We start from the raw sequence: 23892 nt of genomic DNA, 5'->3' as shown, positions 1-23892 counted from the left end.
GGCGAGTGGAGCGGGCGGACAGGGAGAGGACGAGGTGAACATGCAGGGTGAGGCGACGCTGCGGCTGCTCGACAAGGCCGACAAGGAGATCCTCAAGCTCCCGAGGGACGTCAAGGGCGCGATCTACGACTTCCAGCACAAGTTCCGCAAGAGCCCGGCGAACCCCGGCCTGCAGTTCAAGCAGCTCAAGGGGCACCCCCGGCTGTACTCGGCGCGGGTCAACCAGGAGTACCGCGCGCTGCTGCTCCACGCGGGCGAGGCGGACTACATCCTGGTGGCGGTCAAGCACCGCAAGGACGTCTACGACAACCTCGACCGGTTCGCCTACCAGATCAACCCGGTCACGGGCGGCATCGAGTTCGTCGACCTCGTCTCCATCGAGGAGCGGGTCCGGCACGAGCCTCCTGCCACCGAGGAGCCGACGCCGTTGTTCGCCTCCTACGGTGCGGAACAACTGCTCGGTCTCGGGGTGGCGGAGCCGCTCCTCGGACTGATCGCGAAGATCACGACAGAGGACGAGTTGCTCGGCCTGGCCGAGTACGCACCGCAGCTCACCACGGAAGTGCTGTTCGGGCTGCACGCCGGCAAGAGCGTCGACGAGATCCTCGACCAGGTCACCGCCCCGGTCACCGCGCCGGAACCGGTCGACGCCGAGGACTACCAGGCGGCCCTGGCCAGGCCCGCCACGCAGGTCACCACGGACGACACCGCCCTGCAGGAGGTGCTGGAGGAGAGCTTCGGCCGCTGGCGTGTCTTCCTGCACCCCACCCAGCGCAAGGTGGTGGAGCGCGACTACAGCGGACCCGCCCGGATCAGCGGCGGACCGGGAACCGGGAAGACCATCGTCGCGCTGCACCGGGTGAGATACCTGGTGGACCGGCTCGGCCCCGGCGACGACAGGGCGGTCCTGCTCACCACGTTCAACAAGAACCTGGCGGCCGATCTTGAGCGGCGGCTGATCGAGCTCGCGGGGACCGAGGTGGCCCGGCGGGTGGAGATCGTCAACATCGACAGGCTCGCTACGAGGATCGTCGCGGAGGCCGAGCCCGGTGGGCGTCACCGCTGGATCGACGATACCAGGGCGCTGCAGGAGTGGGAGGAACTGCTGCTGGAGCAGGGGGAGACACGCTGGGACGGCGAGTTCCTGCACGCCGAGTGGTCCCACGTCATCCTCGGCCAGGCGATCAACTCGCGGGCCGCCTACTTCCGCGCCCGCCGCGCCGGACGGGGCCGCCCCATCAGCAGGGAGGACCGCGCGGCGATCTGGCAGCTCGTCGAGCGGTACGTCAAGCGGCTCGACGAGAAGGAGCTGTGGACCTTCCGCCAGGTGGCCGAACGGGCCGCGCGGCTGGAGATCGAACGCGCCCGGGAGCGGGCCTCCTACGAGGCCGACCAGGTCAGCTCGGTCAAGCTGCAGCGGGAGTCGGGCATCTGGCACCGCCCCCGCTACCGGCACGTCGTCGTCGACGAGGCGCAGGACCTGAGCAGCGCCCACTGGAAGATGCTCCGTGCGATGGTCCCCGAGGGGCAGAACGACATCTTCCTCGCCGGCGACACCCACCAGCGGATCTACGGCAACTACGTCTCGCTCGGCAGCCTCGGCGTCAACATACGGGGGCGCTCGTCCAAGCTCACCCTCAGCTACCGGACCACGCACGAGATCCTCGGTGCGGCGCTCGGACTGCTCGGCACCGAGGACTGGGACGACCTCGACGACGGTCACGACGACCTGCTCGGTTACCGGTCGGTTCTGCACGGGGCCCGTCCCGTACTGCGCCCGGCACCCACCTGGGAGGCCGAACTCGACGCCGTCGTCGAGCAGGTCAAGGAGTGGGACGACGTCGCGCCCGCGGCGATCGCGATCTGCGTCCCCGAGCGCCGCATGGTGGCGGAAGTCGAGAGCCGGCTGGGCAAGGCGGGAATCGCCGCCGCCGCCATCGGCCAGGACGGGCCGAGGCTGTACGACGCGATCCACGTCGGCACGATGCACCGTTTCAAGGGCCTGGAGTACCAGCGGATGATGCTCGTCGGCGTGGCCGAGGGGCTGGTTCCCTCACGGCACGTCTCCCAATACCGGGAGACCGACCCGCTGCGCCATCGGCGGGAGCTGCAACGTGCCCGCTCGCTGCTGTTCGTCGCCGCTACCCGGGCCAGGGACACGCTGGTGATCTCCTGGCACGGTCAGAAGAGCAGATTCCTGCCGTGAGGACCGTCGCCGACCGCTACCGGCTCTCCGCCCCCATCGCCCGAGGCGGGATGGGGGTCGTCTGGCAGGGATCGGACCTGCGGCTCAACCGCCCCGTCGCGGTCAAGCTGATCCACCAGGACGACCTGGTCACGAAGAACGACGCCACCCGCCGCTTCTACCGTGAGGCACGGATCACCGCCCGCCTGCGGCACCCCGGCGTGCCCGTCGTCTACGACTTCGGCAGCGACGCGGGCGAGCTCTTCATCGTCCTGGAATACCTTGAGGGTCACACGATCGCGGACCTGATCGCCGAACGGTCACCGCTTCCGGCGTCCTGGGTCGCGCTCGTAGGGGCACAGGTGTGCGCGATCCTGGCCGCCGCGCACGAAGCCGGCCTGATCCATCGGGACATCAAGCCGGGCAACCTGGTGATGTGCCCGGACGGCACGGTGAAAGTGATCGACTTCGGGGTGGCGACCACGCTCGGAGCCAAGGAGTTCTCGCAGATCACCCAGACCGGCGAGGTCCCCGGGACGGCGCGCTACATGGCGCCGGAACTGGCGGACGGTGCGGAGGCGAGCCGCTCCAGTGACCTGTACACGGTGGGCTGCCTGCTCTACGAACTGCTCACCGGCTCGCGCCCGTTCGCCTCGAAGGACCTCCTGACGGAGGTCGACCGGAGCCGGCGCGAGCCTCCCCCAGGCGTAGGACGGCCGGACGTCTCCCGTGCACTGGAAGGGGTGACGCTCCGGTTGCTCGCGAAGTCTCCCAGCCATCGCCCCAAGAGCGCTCTGGAGGTCTTCGAGAACCTGATACCACTGGTCAGGGACCTGCCGCCGCTCCCCGGGCTGATCGGCGGGGAACTCCGTACCGACCCGGTGCACATGTACGCGACGGCCATCCGGAATATCGGCGCGTAATGTGAGGGGTCTCTCGGAAAGGGCGTGCGGGGCGAGACGGCGGGGTGGGTATTCCCGGCAGGGGTGAATACCAGGCACTCCTCCGCCCCCTGCCCCTTTCCCTCTGTCGAATGGTGTCTTCGCCGAGCACGTCGAAATCGATAAATTCGATCATCCAATATCGTGAGACCGGATGCCGGGCCAGGTGTGTTCAATACCGCACGACAGAAGGCGGAGCCTTCGCCGGGGTAAGGCGGCTCTCCTCTTCGAGCGCCTTCGGGGGCATGGTGACGATGTCCGGCGTCGGTCACGCCCAGGGCGCCAAACGGCCGGTGGCCGTCAGGAGCAGCAGGTGCGTACCGCGTACACGACCGCGCTTCAGGATATGAAAGAGACTCTCGTATGTAAGGGGTGACGCCGAATCACTCGCGACTCCTTGCTGAAAAGTGCAATACTCGTCGAGTTCAAAAACCCTACGGGTGGTTCCCCGTGACAACGCTCCCTGAGGACGTATGAAGGCTGACACCCATACCCCCGCTGAAATCTTCGGCCGCGACATTCGTTACCTGGTTCCCCTTTTCCAGCGACCCTACGTATGGACCAAGGCCGATCAGTGGGAACCGCTCTGGGAGGATGTGCGGGCCGTTGCCGAACAGGTCCTGGAAGGCAAATCGGGTGCGTACGGCGCCCAGGAGATCCCTCCGCACTTCCTCGGTGCCGTCGTCCTGGAACAGCAGTGGTCACCGAGCATGTTCATCCCCGTCAGGAACGTCATCGACGGCCAGCAGCGCCTGACGACTCTGCAGATCCTGCTGGACGCCGCGCAACTGGTGGCCGAACGACATGGCCTTCCACGGGACGCCCAGGCGCTTCAGACGCTCGTCCTCAACCGCAGGGAACTGACCGAGAGCCCGGACGAGGTCTTCAAGGTTTGGCCCACCGATCGCGACCAGGACGCGTTCCGTGTCGTCATGGACAACGAGCAGGACATTCCCGAGGAACTCGCCGCCAGCACGATTGTTCAGGCCCACCGGTTCTTCGTCGAGACGCTGACCGAATGGGCCGAGCCCGGCGGTGACGCGGAGAAGTGCCAGAACCGGATCACCGCGCTCACCCAGGTGCTGCGGAGCTACCTCAAGCTGGTGGTGATCGACCTCGAGCCGGGTGACAACGCACAGGTCATCTTCGAGACGCTCAACCACCGCGGGACACCACTGCTCGCGGCAGACCTGATCAAGAACCTGGCGTTCCAGCTGGCCACGAACCAGGGGGGAGACCTCCAGAGTCTGTATCAGGAGTATTGGAAGCCCTTCGACTCCAACCACTGGCGGCGGAACGTCCGGCAGGGACGGCTCTACCGCCCCTACGTCGACACCTTCTTCCAGCACTGGCTCACCATGCAGCGGCTCCGCGAAGTGCCGGCGGATCGTGTCTTCAGCGAGTTCCGCGACCATGTGCGCCTCTCCGCGCTTCAGGCCTGGGAGGTCATGCGCGACCTGGCCGCCGACGCGAAGGTCTACGAGGAACTGGAGAACCTTCCCTGGAACTCGGTGGAGGGGACGTTCTACTACCGGGTCATCCGCATCATGGAGGCCACCGTCGTCGGCCCCTTCCTGCTGTGGATCCTGCGATGGCCCGAAGAGCGGATGCCGGCGGCGCAGCGCCTCAAGGCGCTGACATCGATGGAGAGCTGGCTGGCCCGCCGGATGCTGTGCAAGCTGGCGACCAAGAGTTACAGTCGCATCCTCATAGATCTGCTGCGGGAGCTGGACCGCAACGGGCCCGAGGCGGCCGGTGACGTCACGGAGGCGTTCTTCGCCGGCGCCACCGCCAACGCCGGCTACTGGCCGTCGGACGACGAGGTCGTCGAGGCCATGGAGCGGCTGCGGGTCTACAAGGACCTGACCCAGACCCGGTTGCGGATGGTGCTGGAGGCGCTTGAGGACAACCGCCGACGCAGGTGGTCGGAACATGAGCACTGTCCCAGGGGACGTCTGACGATCGAACACGTGATGCCGCAGAGCTGGGGGGAGCACTGGGGAGGAGACGCGATCGACCACGCCGCGCGACAGCGCAGGGACCACCTCGTCCAGACCCTGGGCAACCTGACCCTGGTCAACGATCGCCTCAACCCCAAGCTCTCGAACCGGCCGTGGACCAACACCGAGGTACAGGAACGGGGCCTGAGCGACCCGGAGCCGAACATCGGCAAACGAGACCTGCTCCTCAGACACGCCACGCTCAAGCTCAACGCGGAGCTCGTCACCGACCACCAGGAGGCGTGGACCGAGGAGACCATAACGGCGCGCTCGGCCAAGCTCGCGGAACGCCTGATCCGAATCTGGCCGCGCCCGGCCGGGCCACCGGAAACTCTCCCCGCATAAGGGTGAGCGTCGGATGAGAGCCGACGGGCCAGGATCTTCACCGACGAAGGGACCGTCGGTCCACCCGGCGCGCTGAGGCTTCTCGCGGGTCGCCGGCCTGGCCGGGACCCGCGAGGTCGGCCGGCGGCCGTCGAGGCGGCGCGGTCCCTGCTGAACCGGGAGGCCGCTTCCTCATCCGGTTGGTACGGGAGGAATCCCCTGGGTCGCGACGCCCTGGTTCAGGATCACGTTCTCCACGCCGGGCTGGATGTTGTCCTGGTCGAGCCCGATGCGGCCGTCGTTGTTCCGGTGATCCAGGGTCACGCTCGCGGGCTGTGCGGTGAGCTCGTAGCTGACCCAGTCGGTGCCCTCCCCGCCGAGGTAGAAGACCTGGCTCGCGGTCGGGGCCGTGCCCCCGTAGTAGGCGTCGGCGCCGGGGCCGCCTTCGACGTAGCTCGACATGGGGATGTCGATCGCGATGGAGTCACTGCCGTCGCCGAGCAGCGCGACGATCGCTCCGACCCCGTTCGAGGTGCAGCTCACCGTGGTGGCGTTCACCTCGTCGCAGCCGTCTCCCGGGGTGAGGGGCACCTCGTCCTTCACCATGATCTTGTTACCGCTCCTGTAGAAGCGGACGCGGTTGGCTTCTCCCGCTCCGGCGATGTGACTGATGGTGTTCCCGTTGACCCGGACCACGGCTCCGGTGGCGGCGTGGCCGATGGAGGGGACGGCGATCACCGAGGCGGTCACGAGGCCGGCCAGCAGGGAGAGGTGAAGTGCTCCGCGCGTCGTCCTGGTCTTCCGCGTCGTATGAGGCCCCTTACCGGGGTCGATGTCGGTGGGCATGGCGAATCCTTTTCGTCTCGGACGGACGCCGCTTTCGGCGCCGCGTTCGAAGATAGGGAGAAGAGGAACGGGATTCCCGGTACAAAGCGATAGGGGAAATGTGTTCTTTTTCCTGGTCGACGTAGCGGTTGTCGCGGTCGTCCTCGGCTTCGCGGCGGCGACCGGTTCCGCACCGGCTACGTCCGGCGGGATCACGTTTCGTACAGGGAGGAGCGGTCACACCTGTCCTTTCACCGCCCGGAGTCGTGCCGCCACGCGCCGGGGACGCCGGGGAAAAGCCGTCGCGGTCACCGCGCAGGGCTGTTACGAAGGACGGCGTACGGGGAGTGCGGGCGGAAGGTGGCGGGCGACATGAGCGGTAGAGGCGACGGGGGCGACAGGGGCGGGGTCAGGGAGGTCGTGGGCGGTGATGTGCCGATCGTGGCGGAGGACCACGGCGGGTACGGTCAGGACGTGCTCCTCCTGCACGGCGGTGGGCGGACGCGCGCCGACTGGGACGCCTCCGCGAGCCTCCTCCGCGACGCCGGATTCCGGTCGGTGGCCATGGACCTGCGCGGGCACGGCGAGTCGGGCACGGCGCCGTGGTCGTGGCGGGACGTGCTGGTGGACGTGGCCGCCGTGGTGGAGGCGTTCGGTCTTCACCGGCCGGTGATCGTAGGGCACTCCCTGGGAGGCATGGTCGCCGCGTTGTGGGCCGGGGGACATCCGGAGTGCCCGCTCGCGGTCAACCTCGACGGTCACGGCAATCCCACGCGACCCGGGCAGTTCCTCGGCCTGGACGAGGCGGGGGCGGCGCGCGCGTGCCGGGAGATGACGGCCTTCCTGGGGGAGATGGGGCGGGGGCTCCCGGAGTCTTTCCTCCAGGTCATGCGGGAGATAGACGCCCTCGACCGGTTCGGCGCCTATCGCGCCGCGCGGTGCCCGCTGCTCGTCGTCAGCGGTGACGCGCGGGCCTTCGCGGGGGTGTTCCCCGACCGTCTCGTGCCCGCCTGGAACGCGTACTGCGCGTGGGTGGAGCACGAGCTGCGGGCGGCCGTACGGGAGGCGCCCCCGGTGCGGTCGGTGTCCCTGCCCACCGGGCACGACCCGCACCGGGAGGACCCGGAAGGCCTGGTACGTCTCCTGGTCGAACACCTCGCCCGGTGCGAGGGGGTGTCGTCTCCGGGCGCATGACGTGCGTCGAGTCATGTCTCCGGCGGGGGCCGGTCGCCGATCATTTCACCGGGAGGTGGTCTTCCGCGGGAGCCGGCCTCCTCGCCGGGCGCAGATCCTCCCGCCGGGGCCGCCGGGCGGCTCGCCCGATCCGCCACCGGGGTCTGCTCCGTCGTCGTTCGCCTCCGGCTACCGGAGGCGGATCAGCCAGGTCACGATCGCTGTCAGCGTCGGGGAGAGGATTCCCGACGGCCGTGTGCCCATCCAGGACAACCCGTCCGGCCTCGCCCCCGGCCACAGGCCGCGCCTGTTCGCTCTGTGGCTCGGTGCCCTTCTGCGGTGACGCCCACGGGCAGGCGAGGTGGCGGACCCGGGCCTGCCGGGCGTGACCGGGAGCTGTTCGCGCGCGACCGGGACATGCGCGCGTACGACGTGGGCCGGCTCGTCCGCGACCGGGACCCGCCCGCCCATGATCCGGGTCTGCTCGCGGACCCTCGACAGGGCGACGCGCAGGCCGTCGATCTCCTTCCCGGCGGTGGTGAGCTCGGCGCGCAGGATCCGGACCTGCTCGGTGGTCTCCTGGTGCAGCTGGCGCAACTCCATGACGTACTGCTCGCGCAACGTGGTCAGCCGGTAGTCGAGCCGGCAGGTGCGGATCCTCGCGGCGGTGGTCTCCTCCCGCGCGGCGGTCAGCTCCCGCTGCAGCGCCTGGCAGGTGTCCTGCAGCCGCTTGTTGTTCACGGCCAGGGCCTCGGCGCGCCGCCATTCCCGCTGCTGAAGGCTCAGGGCGTGCGTGGCCAGCGCTGTCTGGTCGGCGGCCTTTCGCTGGGCGGCCGCCAGGAGGCTCTCGTGTCCGGTGTTCGCGCGTCCGGTGTTGTCGTGACCCCCGGTGTTCTCGTGCCCGGTGTTCTCGTGCCGGGTCCTCTCGTGTCCGATGACCTGGCGCCGTTCTTCGTCCTCGGCGTCGTGGACCGGCCACTCGGCACTCCGGCTCGCCTCGACGGACCGGACCCCGTCGCGGACGGCGGCCGTGCCCACCGTCTCCCCGGGATCCGGGCTCCGGACGGCAGGGCGTGTCCCGGTGGTCCCGCCGTCGCGGGTCTCACCGTCGTACCGGGTCTGATCCAGCGGCTCGCAGTACTCCCGGAGCGGTCCGGCGCCGACGCCGACGATATGGCTCTCACAGTGGGAGTGGCCACACGCACGGCTCGACAGCTTCGTCGACCCGGTGGTGCCGATCGTCTCTGTCACACCGTCAAACTACCTATTTTCACTTATAGTGAAATTGATGACACATAGAGTGATATCAAAAGTTGAAAAGTATTTTGATCCTTCGTCGCCGTAGCCGCCCCTTGTGCCGGGGCTCGGCAGCGGGCGCCGGCCTCTCCCGGGGCGAGAGGCCGTGGGGGTCAGCCTTCCTCGGGGCGGTCGATCGTGAGCATCAACGGGGTGGCGACCCCGTGCAGGGACGCCGCCTCGGCGAGGAAGGCGGCCAGCCATCCAAGGGCGTCCGTCGACCATTCGGCGAGGTCGCCGTGGAAGGTGGCCCTGTGCCGGGCGGGGCCGTGCCACAGCTCGTCGATGACGGGGGACGCCGGAACCGGATGGTCGTCGGTCAGGGAGAACGAGTCGCACCGCAGGACGTCCTGCTCGAAGCCCCGCATCCAGCCGAGCATCCCGGGTGCCGCCGAGCGGACGGACGGGTCCCGCCCGCCGTCCAGCGTCATTCGTACCGCCGTCCTGCGGCGCGGGTCGCCGTCGGCGAACCAGCCCGCGTCCTGGAGCAGGGGGATCACGCCGCCCAGGCGCGAGGACGTACCCGGCGGCGTCTCCGCGGACGGATCGGGGCCCCGTACCGGAAGCAGGACCTGAACCGCTCGCAGCGACAAGGTGCCGAGACGCGTCGTGACGTCGCCCGCGCACGACAGGAAGGCCTGGACCGGCAGCGGCCGGTCGCCGGGAACCGGCGCGGTCAGCGAGACCTGGAACCATGCGATGTGCGACGGCTCAGACCCCACGCCGGGGCCCTGCCCGGCGTCGTTCATCCCCCAGAGGCCGCCGGACGCGTCCGACGTGGCCTCGGTGAGCCATCCCATCGCGGACGACCTGGACAGGAAGAGGCTGTAGGCGTCCGAGGAGGCGACGAGAGGATCGCGCCACGGGTGCGGCACCAGTTCGCCGTGCAGGGCCACGAACATGGTGTCGTCGGGTTCGATGCTCACGTCGCCCTCTTCCGTTATCGCCGGCAGTAGATGTTGCGGCTCGGTGTGTAGAGCTTGCCCGGGTCGTCGGCGAGACCGACCAGGTCCACGTCGACGACGCTACGCCATCCCGTCAGGCCGCCGTTGACGCACGCGGCGCGTCCGGTCGCGCGGTTGCCGGCGCCACCGCCGGATCGCACGGTCTGGCTGCCCGGCGCGCCGGCGTTCCTCCAGACGCCGTCGGTGTAGTACTGCTGGAGCTGCACGGTGACGACCGCCAGGGTGGCGCTGCAGTCGCCGTTCACCCACCAGCCGTGCCCGGAGGCCTCGAAGGCGGACGAGGAGACGTGGACGTAGTCCCCGTAGGTCTGGAAGACGCAGTACGCGGACGCCGACCGGGCGTCCCGCGAGGAGGAGGGGCCCCTGTTCTCCAGGCGCGCCTCGCCCCGGGCGGCGGACCGTTCGGAACCCGGAGCCGGGGCGGGGGTGGGTGCGGCGGCGGGAGGGGGGGCGGGGGAGGACCGCACCGGGGCCGCGATCGCCGAGGGCGGCGAGCCCCCGAGGAACACCGCGCCTGCGATACCGGCCGTGATGGAGATCGTACGAAGTGATCGACGCATGATCGTACCTCCGAGCTTGGTCGAGCGTGGGCAGAGGTCGTTCTGCGAACCTTGTCCGGCGGTCGGGAAAGGGCGCGGTTCCGATCCCTCGTGAATGGCGCCGGACATTGATAAACGTGTCATTCCCGCCGTGTCGTGTCAATGGAAATACTGTTATCGGCAATATTCGGCCGACCGGTTGACGTGGGGTTATTCGCTGGAATGAGCCATATGTGGATTATCGGTTATTTCAGCCGATGTCCCGTTGACAGGGTGGGGGTATCCCGGTGTTAATTCAATTTAAAAAGGGGTAACAGAGGATTTTTGATTTCTTGTCGCGATATTCGACATCACGCGAATCGCGCCCATGTCGGGTGCGTCAGGCGGTCGCCGGACGGTCGCCGGGTGATGCCCGGCACGGTGTCACTACCGGTCAGGGCGAGCGGCATCGTCCGCGCCGGTGACGCACCGGGCCGCTGCCGTTCGCCGTCACCGCGAGCGGTGACCCGGCGGTCCCTCTCCCGGATCACGGAACCGGACGACGAAAAGGCCCCTCTCCGATCACGGACCTAGGCGACGAAAACGCAGAACGGATGGCCTGCCGGGTCGGCGTACACGCGGAGCGGCTCGTCGGGATCGTCGACGCGGTCCAGCAGCAGCCGGCCGCCGAGGCGCAGGACGCGTTCGTGCTGGACCCGTAACTCCTCGACCGAGTCCACGGTCAGGTCCAGGTGCAGTTGCTGCGGCACCCGCCCCTCCGGCCATGTCACCTCCGGCAGCCGGTCGACCCGCTGGAAGGCCATCCGGGAGGCGCCTTCCGGAGTTCTCAGCACGAGCCAGTCGCGGCCACGCTCGTCCGCCCGTCCCTCCGCGGGGGGCTCGTCGCCGGGCCGGTAGACCAGGCCCAGCAGAGATCGGTAGAACTCCGCCAGGGCTCTGGTGTCGGTGCAGTCGAGCACCACCTGACACAGCCTGGGCACGCTCTCCCCACCGGCCACCTCGACCACCGCTCCCCGTGATCACCCCTGCGTTCCGGCATGCTTCTGCACGCCACGCCGACGATCAAACGCGGGATCCCGGTGGCCGAACCGGTCTCCGTGTCGGCCGGAGCGCCCCAGGGGCGCCGGTCCTCCCCGGGGCGTTCCGGTCGCGCGTTCTACCCTCTGGACCGGAGCTGGTCGAGGGTGTGGCCGGTGGCCTGCTTGAACAGGTACTCGGCCCGTTCGTAGGAGAGCCTGCGGCGGCCGGTCTCGGGGCAGAGGTCAGCGGGGGCGGGAGGACGGCCGGGGCCCGGCCTGCGGTCGGACAGGAACAGCGGCCCTCGGCGGCGGCCCGCGACGAGTTCGGGGAGGAGCCCCGCGGTGCCCGAACGCCAGCGGATCCAGCCGGAGGCCGTCCTGCCGCGCATCCCGGGCAGGTCGAGGTCCTCGACGTCGAGTGCGAGCGCCGCACCGGGGCCGGCCGCGCTCTCGTGGATCAGTGACCACAGGGCGCGCTCACGCAGGGCGACGTCCCGCCGCTCCCACAGCGCCTCGGCGTACGACCGGTCGACGGGACGGGTGCGTCCCCGGGGCTCGTACCGGCGGACGAGGGCGGCGGCGAGGTCGTTCGCGGCGTTCTCGGGCCGCGGGTCCCGAGCGGTGATCCAGGTGGAGAAGGAACGGACCGCGCCGCGGTGCCGGTTCCAGGTCGCGGCGGCGGCACCGCCCCACGCGGAGGCGAACACCCCGGCGACCCGCTCGGCGCCCACCTCCGTCAGCGGGGTGCCGTCCCCGAGGTCGCGGCGCAGCCGGTTCATCGTCTGCGTGTAGGAACGGACGGTCGACGCGTCCAGGTCGTCACGGGCCAGGAACGCCGCCGCGGCCTCGGCCAGGGTGACGGCCCCTCCCGGCCCGCGCGCCCTTCGGGCGGACGCCTCGCCCGCGGCCTCGGCGGCGCAGGTCGCGGCGCGTTCCAGCAGGATCGCGCGTTCGGGCACGTTGCCGGTGAGGGCGGCGGCGCGTTCGAACTCCCGCCGGGCCTCCTCGTGACGGCCGAGCCTGGCCAGCAGGTCGCCGCGCACGCTGGGCAGGCGGTGGTAGGCCCGGAGCGCCGGTTCGCCGGACAGTGTGTCGACGAGCTCCAGCCCTCGTTCGGGGCCGTACGCCATGGCCAGCGCGACCGCGCGGTTGAGCTGGACGACCGGCGTGGGCAGCACTCGGGCGAGAGCCTCGTAGAGGGCGGCGATCCGCGTCCAGTCGGTCTCCTCCGCCGTACGGGCCTGGGCGTGACACACGGCGATCGCGGCCTGCAGCACGTACGGGCCGAGGGGGCCGCCGCACCGGCGGGCGCGCAACAGGGCCGCGACGCCGCGGTGGATGAGAAGCCGGTCCCAGCGCCCGCGGTTCTGCTCGTGCAGCGCCACGGGCCGGCCCGACGGGTCCGTCCGGGCCGCCGCCCGTGACGCCTGGAGCTCCATCAACGCGACCAGGCCGTGCACCTCGGCCTCTCCGGACGCCAGCCCGGCCAGCAGGCGGCCCAGGCGCAGCGCCTCCTGGCAGAGGTCCTGACGCATCCAGTCGTCGCCCGCCCCGGCCGCGTACCCCTCGTTGAAGATCAGGTAGACGACCTCCAGGACCGACGACAGGCGGCTCGCGCGGTCGGCTCCCTCGGGGATCTCGAAGGGGACCCCGAGGGAGGCGAGGGTCCGCTTGGCCCGGACGACGCGCTGCGCCACGGCCTGCTCGGAGACCAGGAACGCGCGGGCGATCTCCTCGGTGCTCAGGCCGCCGAGGAGCCGCAACGTCAACGCCACCCGCGCCTCGGACGGCAGCGCCGGGTGGCAGGAGACGAACATCAGCCGCAGGACGTCGTCACCCACCTCGTCGTCGAGGGCCGCGTCGGCCTCGGCCTCGGCCTCGCCGGAGCTGTCCGGGCGGACGGTGAGCTCGTGGGCGAGCCGCTCGTGCCTGCGGTCGAGCCGTTCGCCGCGCCGCAGGTGGTCGACGGCGCGGCGCTTGGCGACGGCCATCAGCCAGGCACCCGGGTTGTCCGGTACGCCGCCCTGCGGCCACCGTTCGAGGGCGGCGAGGAGCGCGTCCTGCGCGAACTCCTCGGCCAGCCCCACGTCGCCCACCATCCGGACGAGCCCGGCGACGATTCTCGCCGACTCCATCTTCCAGACCGCGTCGACCGCGCGGTGGGCGTCCAGGGATGTCACCGCTCGATGAGAGCACCGGTCCGGGCGGGTGCGCAAGGACCCGTCCGATCGGATGTGCAAGAGCCCGTCCGGCGCCGGTTCCGCGTGCGCCCGCCCGGCCGGCCGCGCGGGCGCCCCGGCCGGAGCCCTCGTACGGCCGGAGCGCCCCCGTGCGGCCGGCTGTGAAGGGCCTGATCGCGTAGCCCGCCCGGCCCGGCCCGGGGCGTCCGATCAGTTGCCGGGGCCGAAGACCTGCTGGATGTCGCCCTCGCCGTCCCCGAGGATCTTCCAGAAGCGGCGGGAGAGCTCGATCGCCTCCTCCTTCGACCGTGCCTCGATGAGCGCGAAGCTGACGATCGCCTCCTTGGCCTCGGTGAACGGTCCGTCGGTGACGGTGACCTTCCCTCCCGAGGCGCTCATGTGCGTACCGGCCGGGTCCAGGCCGCCGGTCGCCAGCAGCACCCCCGCCCTGGTCATCTCCTCGATGAAGGCGCCCATCTCGGCCATCATCGCCTCGTCCGGGGGAGCCATCGGGCCCTTGGTGGTCATCAGGAATCGCATCGTCGTATCTCCCTCTGGTGCTTGCGGTACCGATCCTCGCCGGTCCTCGGCCACGCGTCGAACAGGGCCCGCTCGTATCGACACGAACCTCCTGACCAGGGCGGCGGCCCGATGTGACAGGGAATGCCGATACGACAGGGAATGCGGGGCGAAAGGCGTGACCGCAGGTCAGAGGGCGCGTAGGTGCGACGGTGTCGAGTCCGGCCCGGCTCGTTCGACGCGTCAGCGAGGCCGGGTGAGACCGGTGAACACGAGCACGGCGCCGGTCGAGAGGCCGGCGGACACACGTCACGGCCCCGGCCGAGAGGCCCGCGGACGAAGGAGAGCGACGGGACCCCGTCGCGGCAGAGAGGAACGACCATGACCGTCGCCCGGCCCACCGCCTCCCACGGCTCCACCTCACACGACCCCGCGGCCCGCTCCGCCGGCTCGGTGACGCGGGCCCTGCTCGCCGGGGGCGTCGCCGCCGCGCCTCTCTTCGCGGTCGTGTCGCTGGCGCAGGCCTTCACCCGGGAGGGCTTCGACCTGACGCGTCACCCCCTGAGCATGCTCGCCACCGGCGATCTCGGCTGGCTCCAGATCGCCACCTTCGTGATCAGCGGCGCCCTGACGATCACCGGAGCGCTCGGGCTGCGCCGCGCGATGCGGGGCACCCCCGGCGGCACGTGGGCACCCCGGCTGATCCTGGTCAACGGCGTCGCGACGATCGCCGCCGGGGTGTTCGTCATGGACCCGGGCGACGGTTTCCCCGCGGGCACCCCGCTCGGCCAGACCGGCACGCTGAGCCGGCACGCCCTCATGCACATGGTCGCGGGATCCATCGCCTTCACCGCGCTCATCGTCGCCTGCTTCGTGCTGGGCCGCCACTTCTCCCGCGCCGGACGTCCGGGATTCGCCGCGGCCTCGCGGCTCAGCGGCCTGATCTTCGCTGTCGGGGACGGCTGGGCCATGTCGGGCGGGCGGGCCGGATCGCTGACCCTGGCCGTCGGCGCGATCACCGCCATGACCTGGGTCGCCGTGACGGCGGCGGACAAGCGCGCCGCACTCCGACAGTGACCCTGTTCCGGAGACCCGTCCACGTCAGCCGAGGTTCAGGCTGACGTAGACGGGTTTGTGGTCGGACGAGCCGGCCCCCTGGGCCACGTGACACCGCTTCACGCTTCCCCTGGGGGCGAAGAGGTAGTCGAGCTTGCGCTTCACGACGCCGCCGGCCTCGCGAGCGTGCCTCTCCGTCCAGCGGCCGTCGCGGCCGCCCTTCTGGTCGCACTCGGCGTAGGCCGCGTAGACGGGTGCCAGGATGCGTCTCTTCGCGGCGGTGCCCTGCCGGCTGTCCGGCGGGGGCAGGTTGAGGTCCCCGCCGAAGACGGCGCGGTGACCGGGCTTGGCCACCGCCGCCAGCAGCTCCCCGACCTGCTTCCTGCGGAAGGGCGCGCCCGGTCGGCTGTCGTCGTAGGACAGGCCGGAGCTGAGGTGGGTGCCGCAGACGTTGACCCTCCTGACGGGGATCGCGGCGCAGAGCGCCATACGCCTGGCGTACCACGGGGGAGAGGTCAGCGCGTGGGCCCGGAAGGTGGCGGTGTCGCCCGCGACCGCGACCGCGACGGCGATGCCGCCCCGCGAACGCCCCTGCCGGTCGGGCGCGCAGGTCTTCGGTGAGCCGTCCTTCAGCGTGAGGACCGAGGACCGCACGGTCCAGGCGCGCCCGGTCGCCCGCTCCAGCACGCTCTCCAGGACGGCCGTCCCGCCCGAGCAGAACTCCTGCAGGAGGATCACATCCGGCCTGATCACCTGGCCGGTCGCGTACCGGCCGATCTCCACGGCCACCTCCCGCATGTCCCCGCGGTAGAAGCGGCAGGCGGGGTTGGTGCCAGCGCAGACGTTCCAGCTCATCACCGAGAGGGGCGGGGAGGACGTTCGTGCCTGGGCCTGTCCTGCGCAGAGAGGGACGATCGCGACCATCAGGGCGGACGCCGCCATCAGCTTCCTTGTGGTCATGGCCGGTATTGAAGCATGTCCGGATCACGGTCTCGGGGCGTTCTCACCGGCCTGCCGGAGCCGTACGGCCGCCGCCTCCCGGTCAGCCGTCCAGGGCGACGGTGACACCGTCGGAGAAGATGGAGTCGTGTAGCTCGATCGCCTTGATGCTGAAGTTCTCGGGGACGTCGAAGAGAAGAATCCCGTTGACCGTGTTGCCGGGATTGATGGTGTTGAGGAAGGCGTTGGAGTTCTTCAGCGCGAGGGCGGCGGCGCCGGAGTCGGTGTCGTACTGCCTGCCCCGGGCGTCGATGAGCTTCTGCGAGGAGCCGCTGAACAGTTGCGACTCGTCGCCGATGTTCTTCACGGTGACGTGCACCAGGACGTACTGGCCCTGGGCGTCGGAGCCGAGGTATTCGTCGCCGACCCGCTCGACGCCCTTCTGGACCCTGGTGACCTTGAAGGAGAACTTGCCGTCCTTGACGGTGTCGCCGAGCACGGCCCGCCTGGGCTGGCTCTTCCTCTTCGTCGGGGTGGCGGCCTCGGCCACCGTGGGGCCGGCCGGGTCCGCGAGGTTCCCGCCGGTCCTGCCGCCTCCGGCGAGGAGTCCGCCCAGCACCACCAGGCCGGCGAGGACGGCGGCGCCGACGAGGGTCGCCCGCAGGCAACCCCCTCCCTTCTGCCGCACGATCACGGTCTGCGCGGGGGGCCGGGAGTGGTCGTAGTGCGGGTGGTGGTTCCCGTGCATGACGAGGCTCGCTTTCGGGGCAGCGGTGGGTTGTACGACACCAGTGAAGCATGGTGTGAACTAAGCGCACAACTTATAATCACGTGATTTCGTGATGGACTGTGTATGACATCGCTCGGAGGATCCCGTTCACGGCTGGTCAGGCCGCGTCCCGGGTACGACCGATCACCGCAGGGCGCTCGCTGCCCCGTGTGTCCGGCGGCGCCCTCATCGTCCGGCGTTTCCCCGAAGCCGGCCGTGGTGCGGATTCCTCGGCCGTCGCCCTCCCCGATGGCGGTGGCGGGTCCGTATTATCTGTGCCGTGTTCCCAGCCGGTGGTCCCGTCCCTCACCATCACCACAATGCCGACGGGCGCCTTCCCGGCCGGTCTTCCCGGTGGCGCCTTCCACTCAGCCTGATCTGGGCCTTTGCGCCTCTGTACACCGCCGGATTCGCGACACCCTTCGTCATCGGGCATGCCGCGGTGCAGCTGAAAGACAGGATCGCTGGAGTCGCGACCGGTGTTTACGGTGTTCTTCTGCTCGCATTTGTTATCATTTCCGGCATTTACAGCGATAACGACCCCGCGACCAAGGAAGCGCCGGTCGATGTGATCGTGGGAATCTGGATCGTCGTGGGCTGGCTGGGAGGCACGGCACACGCGTTCGTCCTTCGATCATCCGTCTTCCGGACCGGGGCAACGGCTCATCCCCCCTCGGGGGCCTGGCGGTACGACCCCATGCCACCGACCCACCACCGGGCCCCGGCGCCCCCCGTCGTGCCTTATCGGACGCCCGCGCCCTCGCCCTATCAGGACTCCGTTCCCACGCCCTACCAGGCTCGCCCGACCCCGACGCAGTCCTTTCCCCCGTCTCCTCGGTACGCGGAGGACACCGCGTCCGGCGCGCCCCCCTTCGAAGGGATCGGGCCGTACCGGCTGGACCGGAAGATCGGGGAAGGGGGGCAGGGGGCGGTCTACCTCGGTTACGGGCCGGAAGGGCGACCGGTGGCGGTCAAGGTGCTGCACAGCCGGATCATCGGCGGCGCGGCCGAACGCGAGAGCTTCGTCAGGGAGGCCGCCATGGCCCGGCGGGTGCGCCCCTTCGCCACGGCCAGGCTGATCGACGTCGGCGTCATCGGCGACATGGCCTACATCATCAGCGAGTACGTGCCCGGCCCGTCACTGGAACGGCTGGTCAGGGACGAAGGGCCGAGGGGCGGCGACAGCCTGACCCGGCTGGCCATCGGGACGGCGGCGGCGCTGGCGGGCATTCACTCCGCGGGCATCGTGCACCGGGATTTCAAGCCGGCCAACGTCCTGCTGGGTCCGGACGGCCCGCGAGTGATCGACTTCGGGATCGCCAGAGCGCTGGACCAGGTCACGATGACCTCGGGCGTCCTGAAGGGCACCATGGCCTACATGTCCCCCGAGCAGATCTCCGGCGAGCAGGTCGGCCCGGCCTCCGACGTCTTCAGCTGGGCCGCCACCATGCTCTTCGGCGCCACGGGCGGACACGCCTTCGGGGCCGGTTCCACCCCTCTCGTCTACCGGAAGATCGTCACCCATCATCCGGATCTGTCCGTGCTGCCGGTAGCGCTCCAGGCTCCGCTGGCCGCCTGTCTCGCCAAGGATCCGAGAGAGCGGCCGACGGCCGCCGAGGTGATGACGCGGGTCACCAGCTGATTCGGGACAGCGCCCCGGCGTACAGGTGAATCGGTCTCGTCGCCCGATCGACCACGCCGGGCAGCGAGGGCAGGCCCCTCACGAACGGCATGAGGCGGTGAAAGACCTCGTCGGCGCGTTGCGGACGCCGATCGGGTTCCCTCTCCAGCAGCGCCGTCACCAGCGTGCCGAGCTCCCTGGGCACCGTCGTGCCCAGCGGCGCCGAGGGGCGGCCGAAACGCTCACCCGTCCCGGTGGGGCCCGTCGGCTGGAAGGCGCGCCGGCCGGTGAGCATCTCGTACAGGACGCAGCCCACCGAGTACAGGTCGGTCAGCGCGCCGGTCCTGCCCTCGTGGAACTGTTCGGGAGCCATGTACGGCTCGGTACCCGGCGCGCCCATCGTTCCGGTGATCACTGAGAAGTCGGGTGAACCCTGAACCGTCGCGACCCCGAAATCCAGCACGACGAGGGTCGCGTCACGGCAGAGCATGAGATTGCCCGGCTTCAGATCCCGGTGCACGAGCGAGCGAGCGTGCGCCGCCGACAGCACCGCACAGAGCTGTGCCCCGATCAGGGCGGCCCAGGGAACGGGGAGGCGCTCGTGCATGTCGAGCACGTGCGTGAGGGGCCATCCGTCGACGAACTCCATCACGAGGAAGAACCCGTAGTCGTCCTGCCCGAAGTCGTGGACGCAGGGCACTCCGGGATGACGGAGCAGGGCCATGATCCGGGCCTCGCGCCTGAACCGCCGCACGGCCTCCTCGGTGAGCCTGTCGCCCCGGACACGCTTGACGGCCACCTTGCGGTTCAGATGCAGGTCGACGCCCTGCCAGATCTCTCCCATGCCACCCCGGCCGATCGGCTGCTGAAGCTCGTAGCGCCGCGCGACCAGCATGGGACTCCGTTTCTCAGAGGTCGGGTGCTGCCCGCCTGACCGGGGGATCGAACAAGGCCGTTGGGAGACAACCGAGATTCGGATCTTATCGGTGGTACCGAAACGGTAAGGGACCGGGAGAGACCTCGTCCGGCCCTGCGTGCCTGATCACTCCGACACGACCGAGGTCCAGGAGGGGCTTGCGTGTCTCTTTATGTGAGGTGCGATCGAGGTGACTTATCGAGTACAGCGAAAACGGATAAGCTGAGTACACAGATCTTCTTGTGGGAAACCCGATCCCGTGTGTACATTTTTCTCGGGTTCGAAAAATTCTCCTGCCGCCTGCGGCAATGGGGAAATCGTGTGTCCCATTTGTGAGATGTAGATATCTTTGGAGGATTTGTCTGATTCAAAAGATCATTCTTGTCGTGCCCGGGGTTGCGACTGTGATTGTTGTGAATCTTTCTCTCCCCGTCCGGGCGAATTGAATTATCGAAAGAGCTTTTGGATGCCTGTTTGCGGACAGGCCGAAAGAGTTTAAGTGTTGCGGGACATCTGTCTCGTCCTGTCCGTGGGCCCTTGCGATGACGGGGTCGGGCCGGAGGAGTTCTCCCCCGGCACGGTCGGGTTTCTGGTGACTGCCGGCCCCTGGAGCCACTGCCGCACCAGACTCAGGCGGTTCACGGCGAGCTGCTCGACCGCGCCTCGCTCTGCTTCGCTCCCGCCGGTGATGATCCCGACACCGGGAGGATCGGCGACCGGCGTTCCGTCATCACCCCCACTCCGGGAAGGCGATTCGGTCTCGTCGCCTGTTGCCGGTGTCGAATAGTGGCCAATATTTAACAGAGGTTATCGGTATGGAAATTCAGAAAGGCGGCATTCAGGACGAAGGGGCGCCGTCCGGTCGTTACCGTACAGCTTTTCATGCCGACCTGGCGCCGGCTGACGCTTTTGGCATAACGGCCAACGAGGTGCGCTCATGGCTGATCTCAAAGGCTGCGCACAAGCCCATCGACATCGCCGCCTACGACGCCGGGCAGGCGCGATTGGGCGACGGGATAATGCTCCTTCACAATGTCCGGTCGAGCGGGGACGGCGCGCAAACCCGGCACTGGCAGCTTCGTGAGAAGAACGACGGCGGATACTGGCTCAGCTCACTGGTCGTTCACGCGCCGTCGAAGCCGAAAGATCCGGGGCAGCGTACCTGGTTCTGGCTGGATGTTGAGTATGTACGGACCGCTGACGACGAAGACGAGGACTGGAGACCTCCGCGAGCCGGACTGCCAGGCATCGCTCGGAAGCTACTGGCAGCCGTGGATGCTCGTGACCACTGGGCCCAGCTGACTCCGACTCCTACTCTTATCAGGCCGGAAGGGGTCGACGAGCTTCTTGAGATCCTCACCGACGAGGAGCGCCGGCTACCCGCCGTTGTGGCATCGTCGCGAGGCCGCATCGATTTTGACTCCTGGCGCAAGAAGGTCGAGGTGGTGACAAAGCTTCTTCCCGGGGTTGCGAGCCTGCACATCCTCGACCCGTTGGCCGAAATCCAGTTCAACGCAGCCGTGGGCAGCTCCTTCGAGGTTCGCGGTGGTGCGATAAGAACGTATCTTCCCGGCCTGGATCTGGCGATCGACGAGGATGCCGCTCGTCATCGCGTGCTGTCTGAACCGCGTATCCGGGACAACAGTCGCCGGGCTGCGCAGCTTCTGGCCGGTCACCCTCGGAGACTGGCGGCCGACGGCCGTCTTCCCGGACCGCTGGGCAAGCTGGCTCGCACAGCCGGTCTTGTGGCTCCCAGCTCGTCCAGGACGTTTCCCCGGCCGGAGGAGGACGTCGACACGTCTCTCGAGGCTCTCCGCGGGGAGGTCACGAGTCTTCGCCGGGAGAACGACGAACTCCGGGAACTGTTCGAGATGGTGGGAGACGAAGAGAAGAAGCTCCGGGAAGAGGTCGCGGACGCGCAAAGCGAAATGCTGGATGTCACGATAGATCTTGCATCGGCGAACGAAAAGATCGCCGAATTGTCGGACTGGGTCCGTGTTCTATGGAAACGGCTGGAGAGGAGCGGTCGTGCGGTAGAGGCCTACCTGCCGGCCGAGGAGCCGATCAAACTTCCCGCCCAGTTGTCCGAAGTTCTGGACCGGCTTGACGAACTTAGCAGGGTCGAGTTCACCGGAAACATGGACAAGGTTTCGAAACTAGAGGAGAAGACGCAGTCCTTGACATGGGCGCAGACAACCTGGCAGGTTGTTGTTGCATTTCAGGAGTACGCTGAAGCGATAGCCGATGGGAAATTCAGCGGAGACTTCCGGAGGTGGTGTTCCGAGCCGCCTTCGGGCGCCGCCGCGATTTCTGCGAAAAAGGTCAAGCTGGGCGAGTCGGAGACGGTGCAGAACAACGTTAAGATGCGCCGCCAGCGAGAGTTCCCCGTTCCGGCCGAAGTTGACTCTTCGGGCCGCGTGTACATGTGGTCACATATCTGCATCGGTGGAGGTGCGGGAATGAGCTCCCCTCGCCTGCATTTTTATGACGACGCGCGTGGCACCGGAAAAATATATGTCGGCTACCTTGGCGCTCATCTGGATGTCAAATCGACCAACTGACCATGTCGTGAGCCCTTTTCCGACGTGGTCCTCGCCGGCTCGGGGACGTTCTACCGTCGTCACGCCCGCTCACACAGGTCCGGTCAGCCCGATTACCGAAGGTGGTCTGGCCGCCGCGGAGGCCAGGAACGTCCGGGAAGGCGCATCGGTTGCCGGGGCGGCTGGGCGAGGGCGAAGGTGACGGTCCCGGCGAGGCGCCGGTGAAGGTCGTGGCGGCGTAGACGTGGCAGTGGCCGTGCGAGAACCGGGACCTTCGGTCCCTCCTCCGCACCGCCGACGCGGTCGGGCGGATCCAGGCCGAAGAGGTGGCGGCGATGGTTTTGAGAAACCTCGCCGTGAAGGTAGTGGTCGAGCCGCCCGCAAGGCCCGAGCCACGGTGCCCGTCGCGCGGACATGACAGTGCCAACGACGCGTTCGTTCCCGGTGACCGTGTGAACGCGTTCCCAGGTCCCAGCTTCCGTAGCGGTAGAAAAAACAGGGCGGAAAGAAGGGATATGTCGGTGCTAGCCTTCCCAAGGTCGGCCGCGGGACTTCGGTGCGACTTCCGGAACCCGTCTTTGAAGCGATGATTCGCAGCTCGTTCCCCCATTCCCCGGCCGACCTCGTACGCGAACCCCGGAGGCGGCGATCGAAGCGCGCATCGAGACCGGTGCGGACCTCGTCGCCGCCGAGGACGTCCTGCTGTTCGTGAACGCGGCGATCACCTCCACCGGCCAGCGCGAGTTCCACTCCGGCGCCGACGAGCAGGGCCTCTCGCTGGGCTTCCTGCACGACTACCTGATCGGCAACTACCGGGACCTGTACGCGGCCGTCCTCGCCCTGGACGTCAACGACCACAACGCCGTACTGATCGTCAGGAACCTGCTGGTCACGGCGGGGGAGGCGGACACGGAGCAGCGCCGGGCCGAGGGGCGCCTGATCGCCCGGCGGCTGGCCCTGCTCCCGCCGCAGCGGGTGTACGGGCTGTTCCGCGCGCTGCGCCGCGCCAGGGTCAACAACCGGCGCACCAGGGCGATCATGCGCGACTGGCTGGCGGCCCGCCCCGATCCCGCGTTCGACGCGGTGAAGTACCGGGGCGCCGTCAAGGACGCCGTCCGCCACGCCCACCTGAGCCCGGCCGGGGAGCTGGGGCCGTTCCTGTTCGCCCCGCACCGTCAGGCCGCCTACGCCACGCCGATCCTGGAGACCTGGCGGCGCGCCCACTACGAGCAGGCGGCGCTGTACGAGCTGCCCTACACGGTCGCCGAGGGGTTCGCCGCGAAGCACCGCATCGCCCGCGCCACCTTCCTGGAGCGCATCGCGCCCAGGCTCACCCGGCTGGAGCGGCTGCGCCTGCAGGAGTCGGCGCGCGACCTGAGGGCCGGCGCGGTGCGGGCCGACCTCACCGCGATGCCGCTGACCCGGCTGGCGTCGTACACGCTCGCCCTTTCGGTGGACGACCGCGTGCGCCGCCGCGCCGAGCTGACGGGGGCGCTGCGCGCGGCGGCCCGGCGGGCCGCGGGGGACGAGGCCGGGAGCTGGGGCGCGGTGGCCGCCGTCCTGGACGACAGCTTCTCCTCCTGCGGCTCGGGGAGCAAGCGCCGCCGCCCGCTCGCGGTCGCGCTGGCCTGCCACTTCCTGCTGGAGGCGCTGGCCGCCGAGTACACGCCGCTGTGGCTGTCGGGCCGCACGGACGCGCTGCTCGTCCGTCCCTACGGGGCGACTCCGCTCGGCGAGCGCATCCTGGACGCCCTCGAACACCGGCCCGGACGCCTCGTCATCGTCTCCGACGGATGGGACAACTCGCCGCCGGGGCTCGCCGGGGAGGTGCTGCGGATCTGGCGCACCCGGCTCGACCCGAACCACACCTGCGGCGTCGTGCACCTCAACCCGGTGTACGACGCCGCCGGCTTCGACGTGCGGCGGCTGGCGCCCACCGTCCCGACCGCGGGGATCCGCGACGCCGAGAACCTGGTCGCCCTGGTGGAGCTGGCCCGGTTCGCCGAGGGGCGTACCGGGATCTCCGAGCTGCGCGCCCACCTGGCGCGCCGCGTCGAGACGTTCCTGCGGGAGGACGCGTGACGA

General features: G+C 69.2%; 18 protein-coding genes. 8 read left to right on the top strand and 10 right to left on the bottom strand.

The features are described 5' to 3' along the window. Positions 1-34 precede the first annotated feature (34 nt). From AB0G16_RS16405 to AB0G16_RS16395, 3 genes are all read left to right on the top strand, one after another. Complete coding sequence (locus AB0G16_RS16405; protein WP_362805206.1) at positions 35-2206, top strand: UvrD-helicase domain-containing protein; 2172 nt, start codon at positions 35-37, stop codon at positions 2204-2206. After that, positions 2203-3108 (top strand): serine/threonine-protein kinase, encoded by a 906-nt coding sequence (locus tag AB0G16_RS16400; protein ID WP_362805204.1) that lies wholly within the window; start codon positions 2203-2205, stop codon positions 3106-3108. Before AB0G16_RS16405 ends, AB0G16_RS16400 begins: the two co-directional genes overlap by 4 nt. Before the next feature lie 491 nt (positions 3109-3599). Further along, positions 3600-5471 carry a DUF262 domain-containing protein gene (locus tag AB0G16_RS16395; RefSeq protein WP_362805202.1) on the top strand — a complete coding sequence of 624 codons (1872 nt, stop codon included), beginning with the start codon at positions 3600-3602 and terminating at the stop codon, positions 5469-5471. Between the two features lie 171 nt (positions 5472-5642). On the opposite strand, the gene AB0G16_RS16390 is transcribed toward AB0G16_RS16395, so the two are convergent. Continuing rightward, complete coding sequence (locus AB0G16_RS16390) at positions 5643-6296, bottom strand: hypothetical protein (protein WP_362805199.1); 654 nt, start codon at positions 6294-6296, stop codon at positions 5643-5645. Positions 6297-6647: 351 nt separating this feature from the next. On the opposite strand from AB0G16_RS16390, the gene AB0G16_RS16385 reads away from it, so the two are divergent. Continuing rightward, entirely contained in the window at positions 6648-7469 is an 822-nt protein-coding gene (locus tag AB0G16_RS16385) for an alpha/beta hydrolase (protein WP_362805197.1), read from the top strand. A 168-nt stretch (positions 7470-7637) separates the two neighbouring features. Here the strand turns inward: AB0G16_RS16385 and AB0G16_RS16380 are convergent, their stop codons facing one another. The 6 genes from AB0G16_RS16380 to AB0G16_RS16355 form a co-directional block, all read right to left on the bottom strand. Further along, positions 7638-8699: a hypothetical protein gene (locus AB0G16_RS16380; RefSeq protein ID WP_362805195.1), complete on the bottom strand. Its 1062-nt coding sequence runs from the start codon at positions 8697-8699 to the stop codon at positions 7638-7640. A 158-nt stretch (positions 8700-8857) separates the two neighbouring features. Then, a complete protein-coding gene (locus tag AB0G16_RS16375) occupies positions 8858-9670 on the bottom strand; it encodes a hypothetical protein (RefSeq protein ID WP_362805193.1) in 813 nt (270 codons plus the stop codon). Between the two features lie 14 nt (positions 9671-9684). Then, positions 9685-10269: a hypothetical protein gene (locus AB0G16_RS16370; RefSeq protein WP_362805191.1), complete on the bottom strand. Its 585-nt coding sequence runs from the start codon at positions 10267-10269 to the stop codon at positions 9685-9687. A gap of 548 nt (positions 10270-10817) precedes the next feature. Then, complete coding sequence (locus tag AB0G16_RS16365) at positions 10818-11228, bottom strand: VOC family protein (RefSeq protein WP_362805189.1); 411 nt, start codon at positions 11226-11228, stop codon at positions 10818-10820. 176 nt (positions 11229-11404) lie between these two features. Further along, a complete protein-coding gene (locus AB0G16_RS16360; protein WP_362805187.1) occupies positions 11405-13447 on the bottom strand; it encodes an RNA polymerase sigma factor in 2043 nt (680 codons plus the stop codon). Between the two features lie 210 nt (positions 13448-13657). After that, entirely contained in the window at positions 13658-13987 is a 330-nt protein-coding gene (locus tag AB0G16_RS16355; RefSeq protein ID WP_362805185.1) for a YciI family protein, read from the bottom strand. 360 nt (positions 13988-14347) lie between these two features. Between AB0G16_RS16355 and AB0G16_RS16350 the strand changes: the two genes are divergently transcribed. Continuing rightward, positions 14348-15043 carry a DUF998 domain-containing protein gene (locus AB0G16_RS16350; protein ID WP_362805183.1) on the top strand — a complete coding sequence of 232 codons (696 nt, stop codon included), beginning with the start codon at positions 14348-14350 and terminating at the stop codon, positions 15041-15043. A 24-nt stretch (positions 15044-15067) separates the two neighbouring features. On the opposite strand, the gene AB0G16_RS16345 is transcribed toward AB0G16_RS16350, so the two are convergent. After that, positions 15068-15982: an endonuclease/exonuclease/phosphatase family protein gene (locus AB0G16_RS16345; protein WP_362805181.1), complete on the bottom strand. Its 915-nt coding sequence runs from the start codon at positions 15980-15982 to the stop codon at positions 15068-15070. Positions 15983-16064: 82 nt separating this feature from the next. Continuing rightward, positions 16065-16709, bottom strand: coding sequence for a DUF4352 domain-containing protein (locus tag AB0G16_RS16340; protein ID WP_362805179.1), 645 nt, complete (start codon positions 16707-16709; stop codon positions 16065-16067). Between the two features lie 718 nt (positions 16710-17427). On the opposite strand from AB0G16_RS16340, the gene AB0G16_RS16335 reads away from it, so the two are divergent. Continuing rightward, positions 17428-18372, top strand: a complete 945-nt coding sequence (locus tag AB0G16_RS16335) for a serine/threonine-protein kinase (RefSeq protein ID WP_362805177.1) — start codon at positions 17428-17430, stop codon at positions 18370-18372. Here AB0G16_RS16335 and AB0G16_RS16330 read toward each other — a convergent pair. Continuing rightward, entirely contained in the window at positions 18362-19246 is an 885-nt protein-coding gene (locus AB0G16_RS16330; protein ID WP_362805175.1) for a serine/threonine-protein kinase, read from the bottom strand. The genes AB0G16_RS16335 and AB0G16_RS16330 overlap by 11 nt on opposite strands. An 836-nt stretch (positions 19247-20082) precedes the next feature. On the opposite strand from AB0G16_RS16330, the gene AB0G16_RS16325 reads away from it, so the two are divergent. Both AB0G16_RS16325 and AB0G16_RS16320 read left to right on the top strand, forming a co-directional pair. Beyond that, entirely contained in the window at positions 20083-21828 is a 1746-nt protein-coding gene (locus AB0G16_RS16325) for a hypothetical protein (protein WP_362805173.1), read from the top strand. A 687-nt stretch (positions 21829-22515) separates the two neighbouring features. Beyond that, a complete protein-coding gene (locus AB0G16_RS16320) occupies positions 22516-23889 on the top strand; it encodes a hypothetical protein (RefSeq protein WP_362805171.1) in 1374 nt (457 codons plus the stop codon). The last annotated feature ends 3 nt before the right edge of the window (positions 23890-23892 follow it).

This window comes from Streptosporangium sp. NPDC023615, assembly GCF_040640155.1.
Classification (GTDB): Bacteria; Actinomycetota; Actinomycetes; order Streptosporangiales; family Streptosporangiaceae; genus Streptosporangium.
Note: the sequence above shows the minus strand (reverse complement) of the source record. Positions and strands in the feature narration are given on the sequence as shown.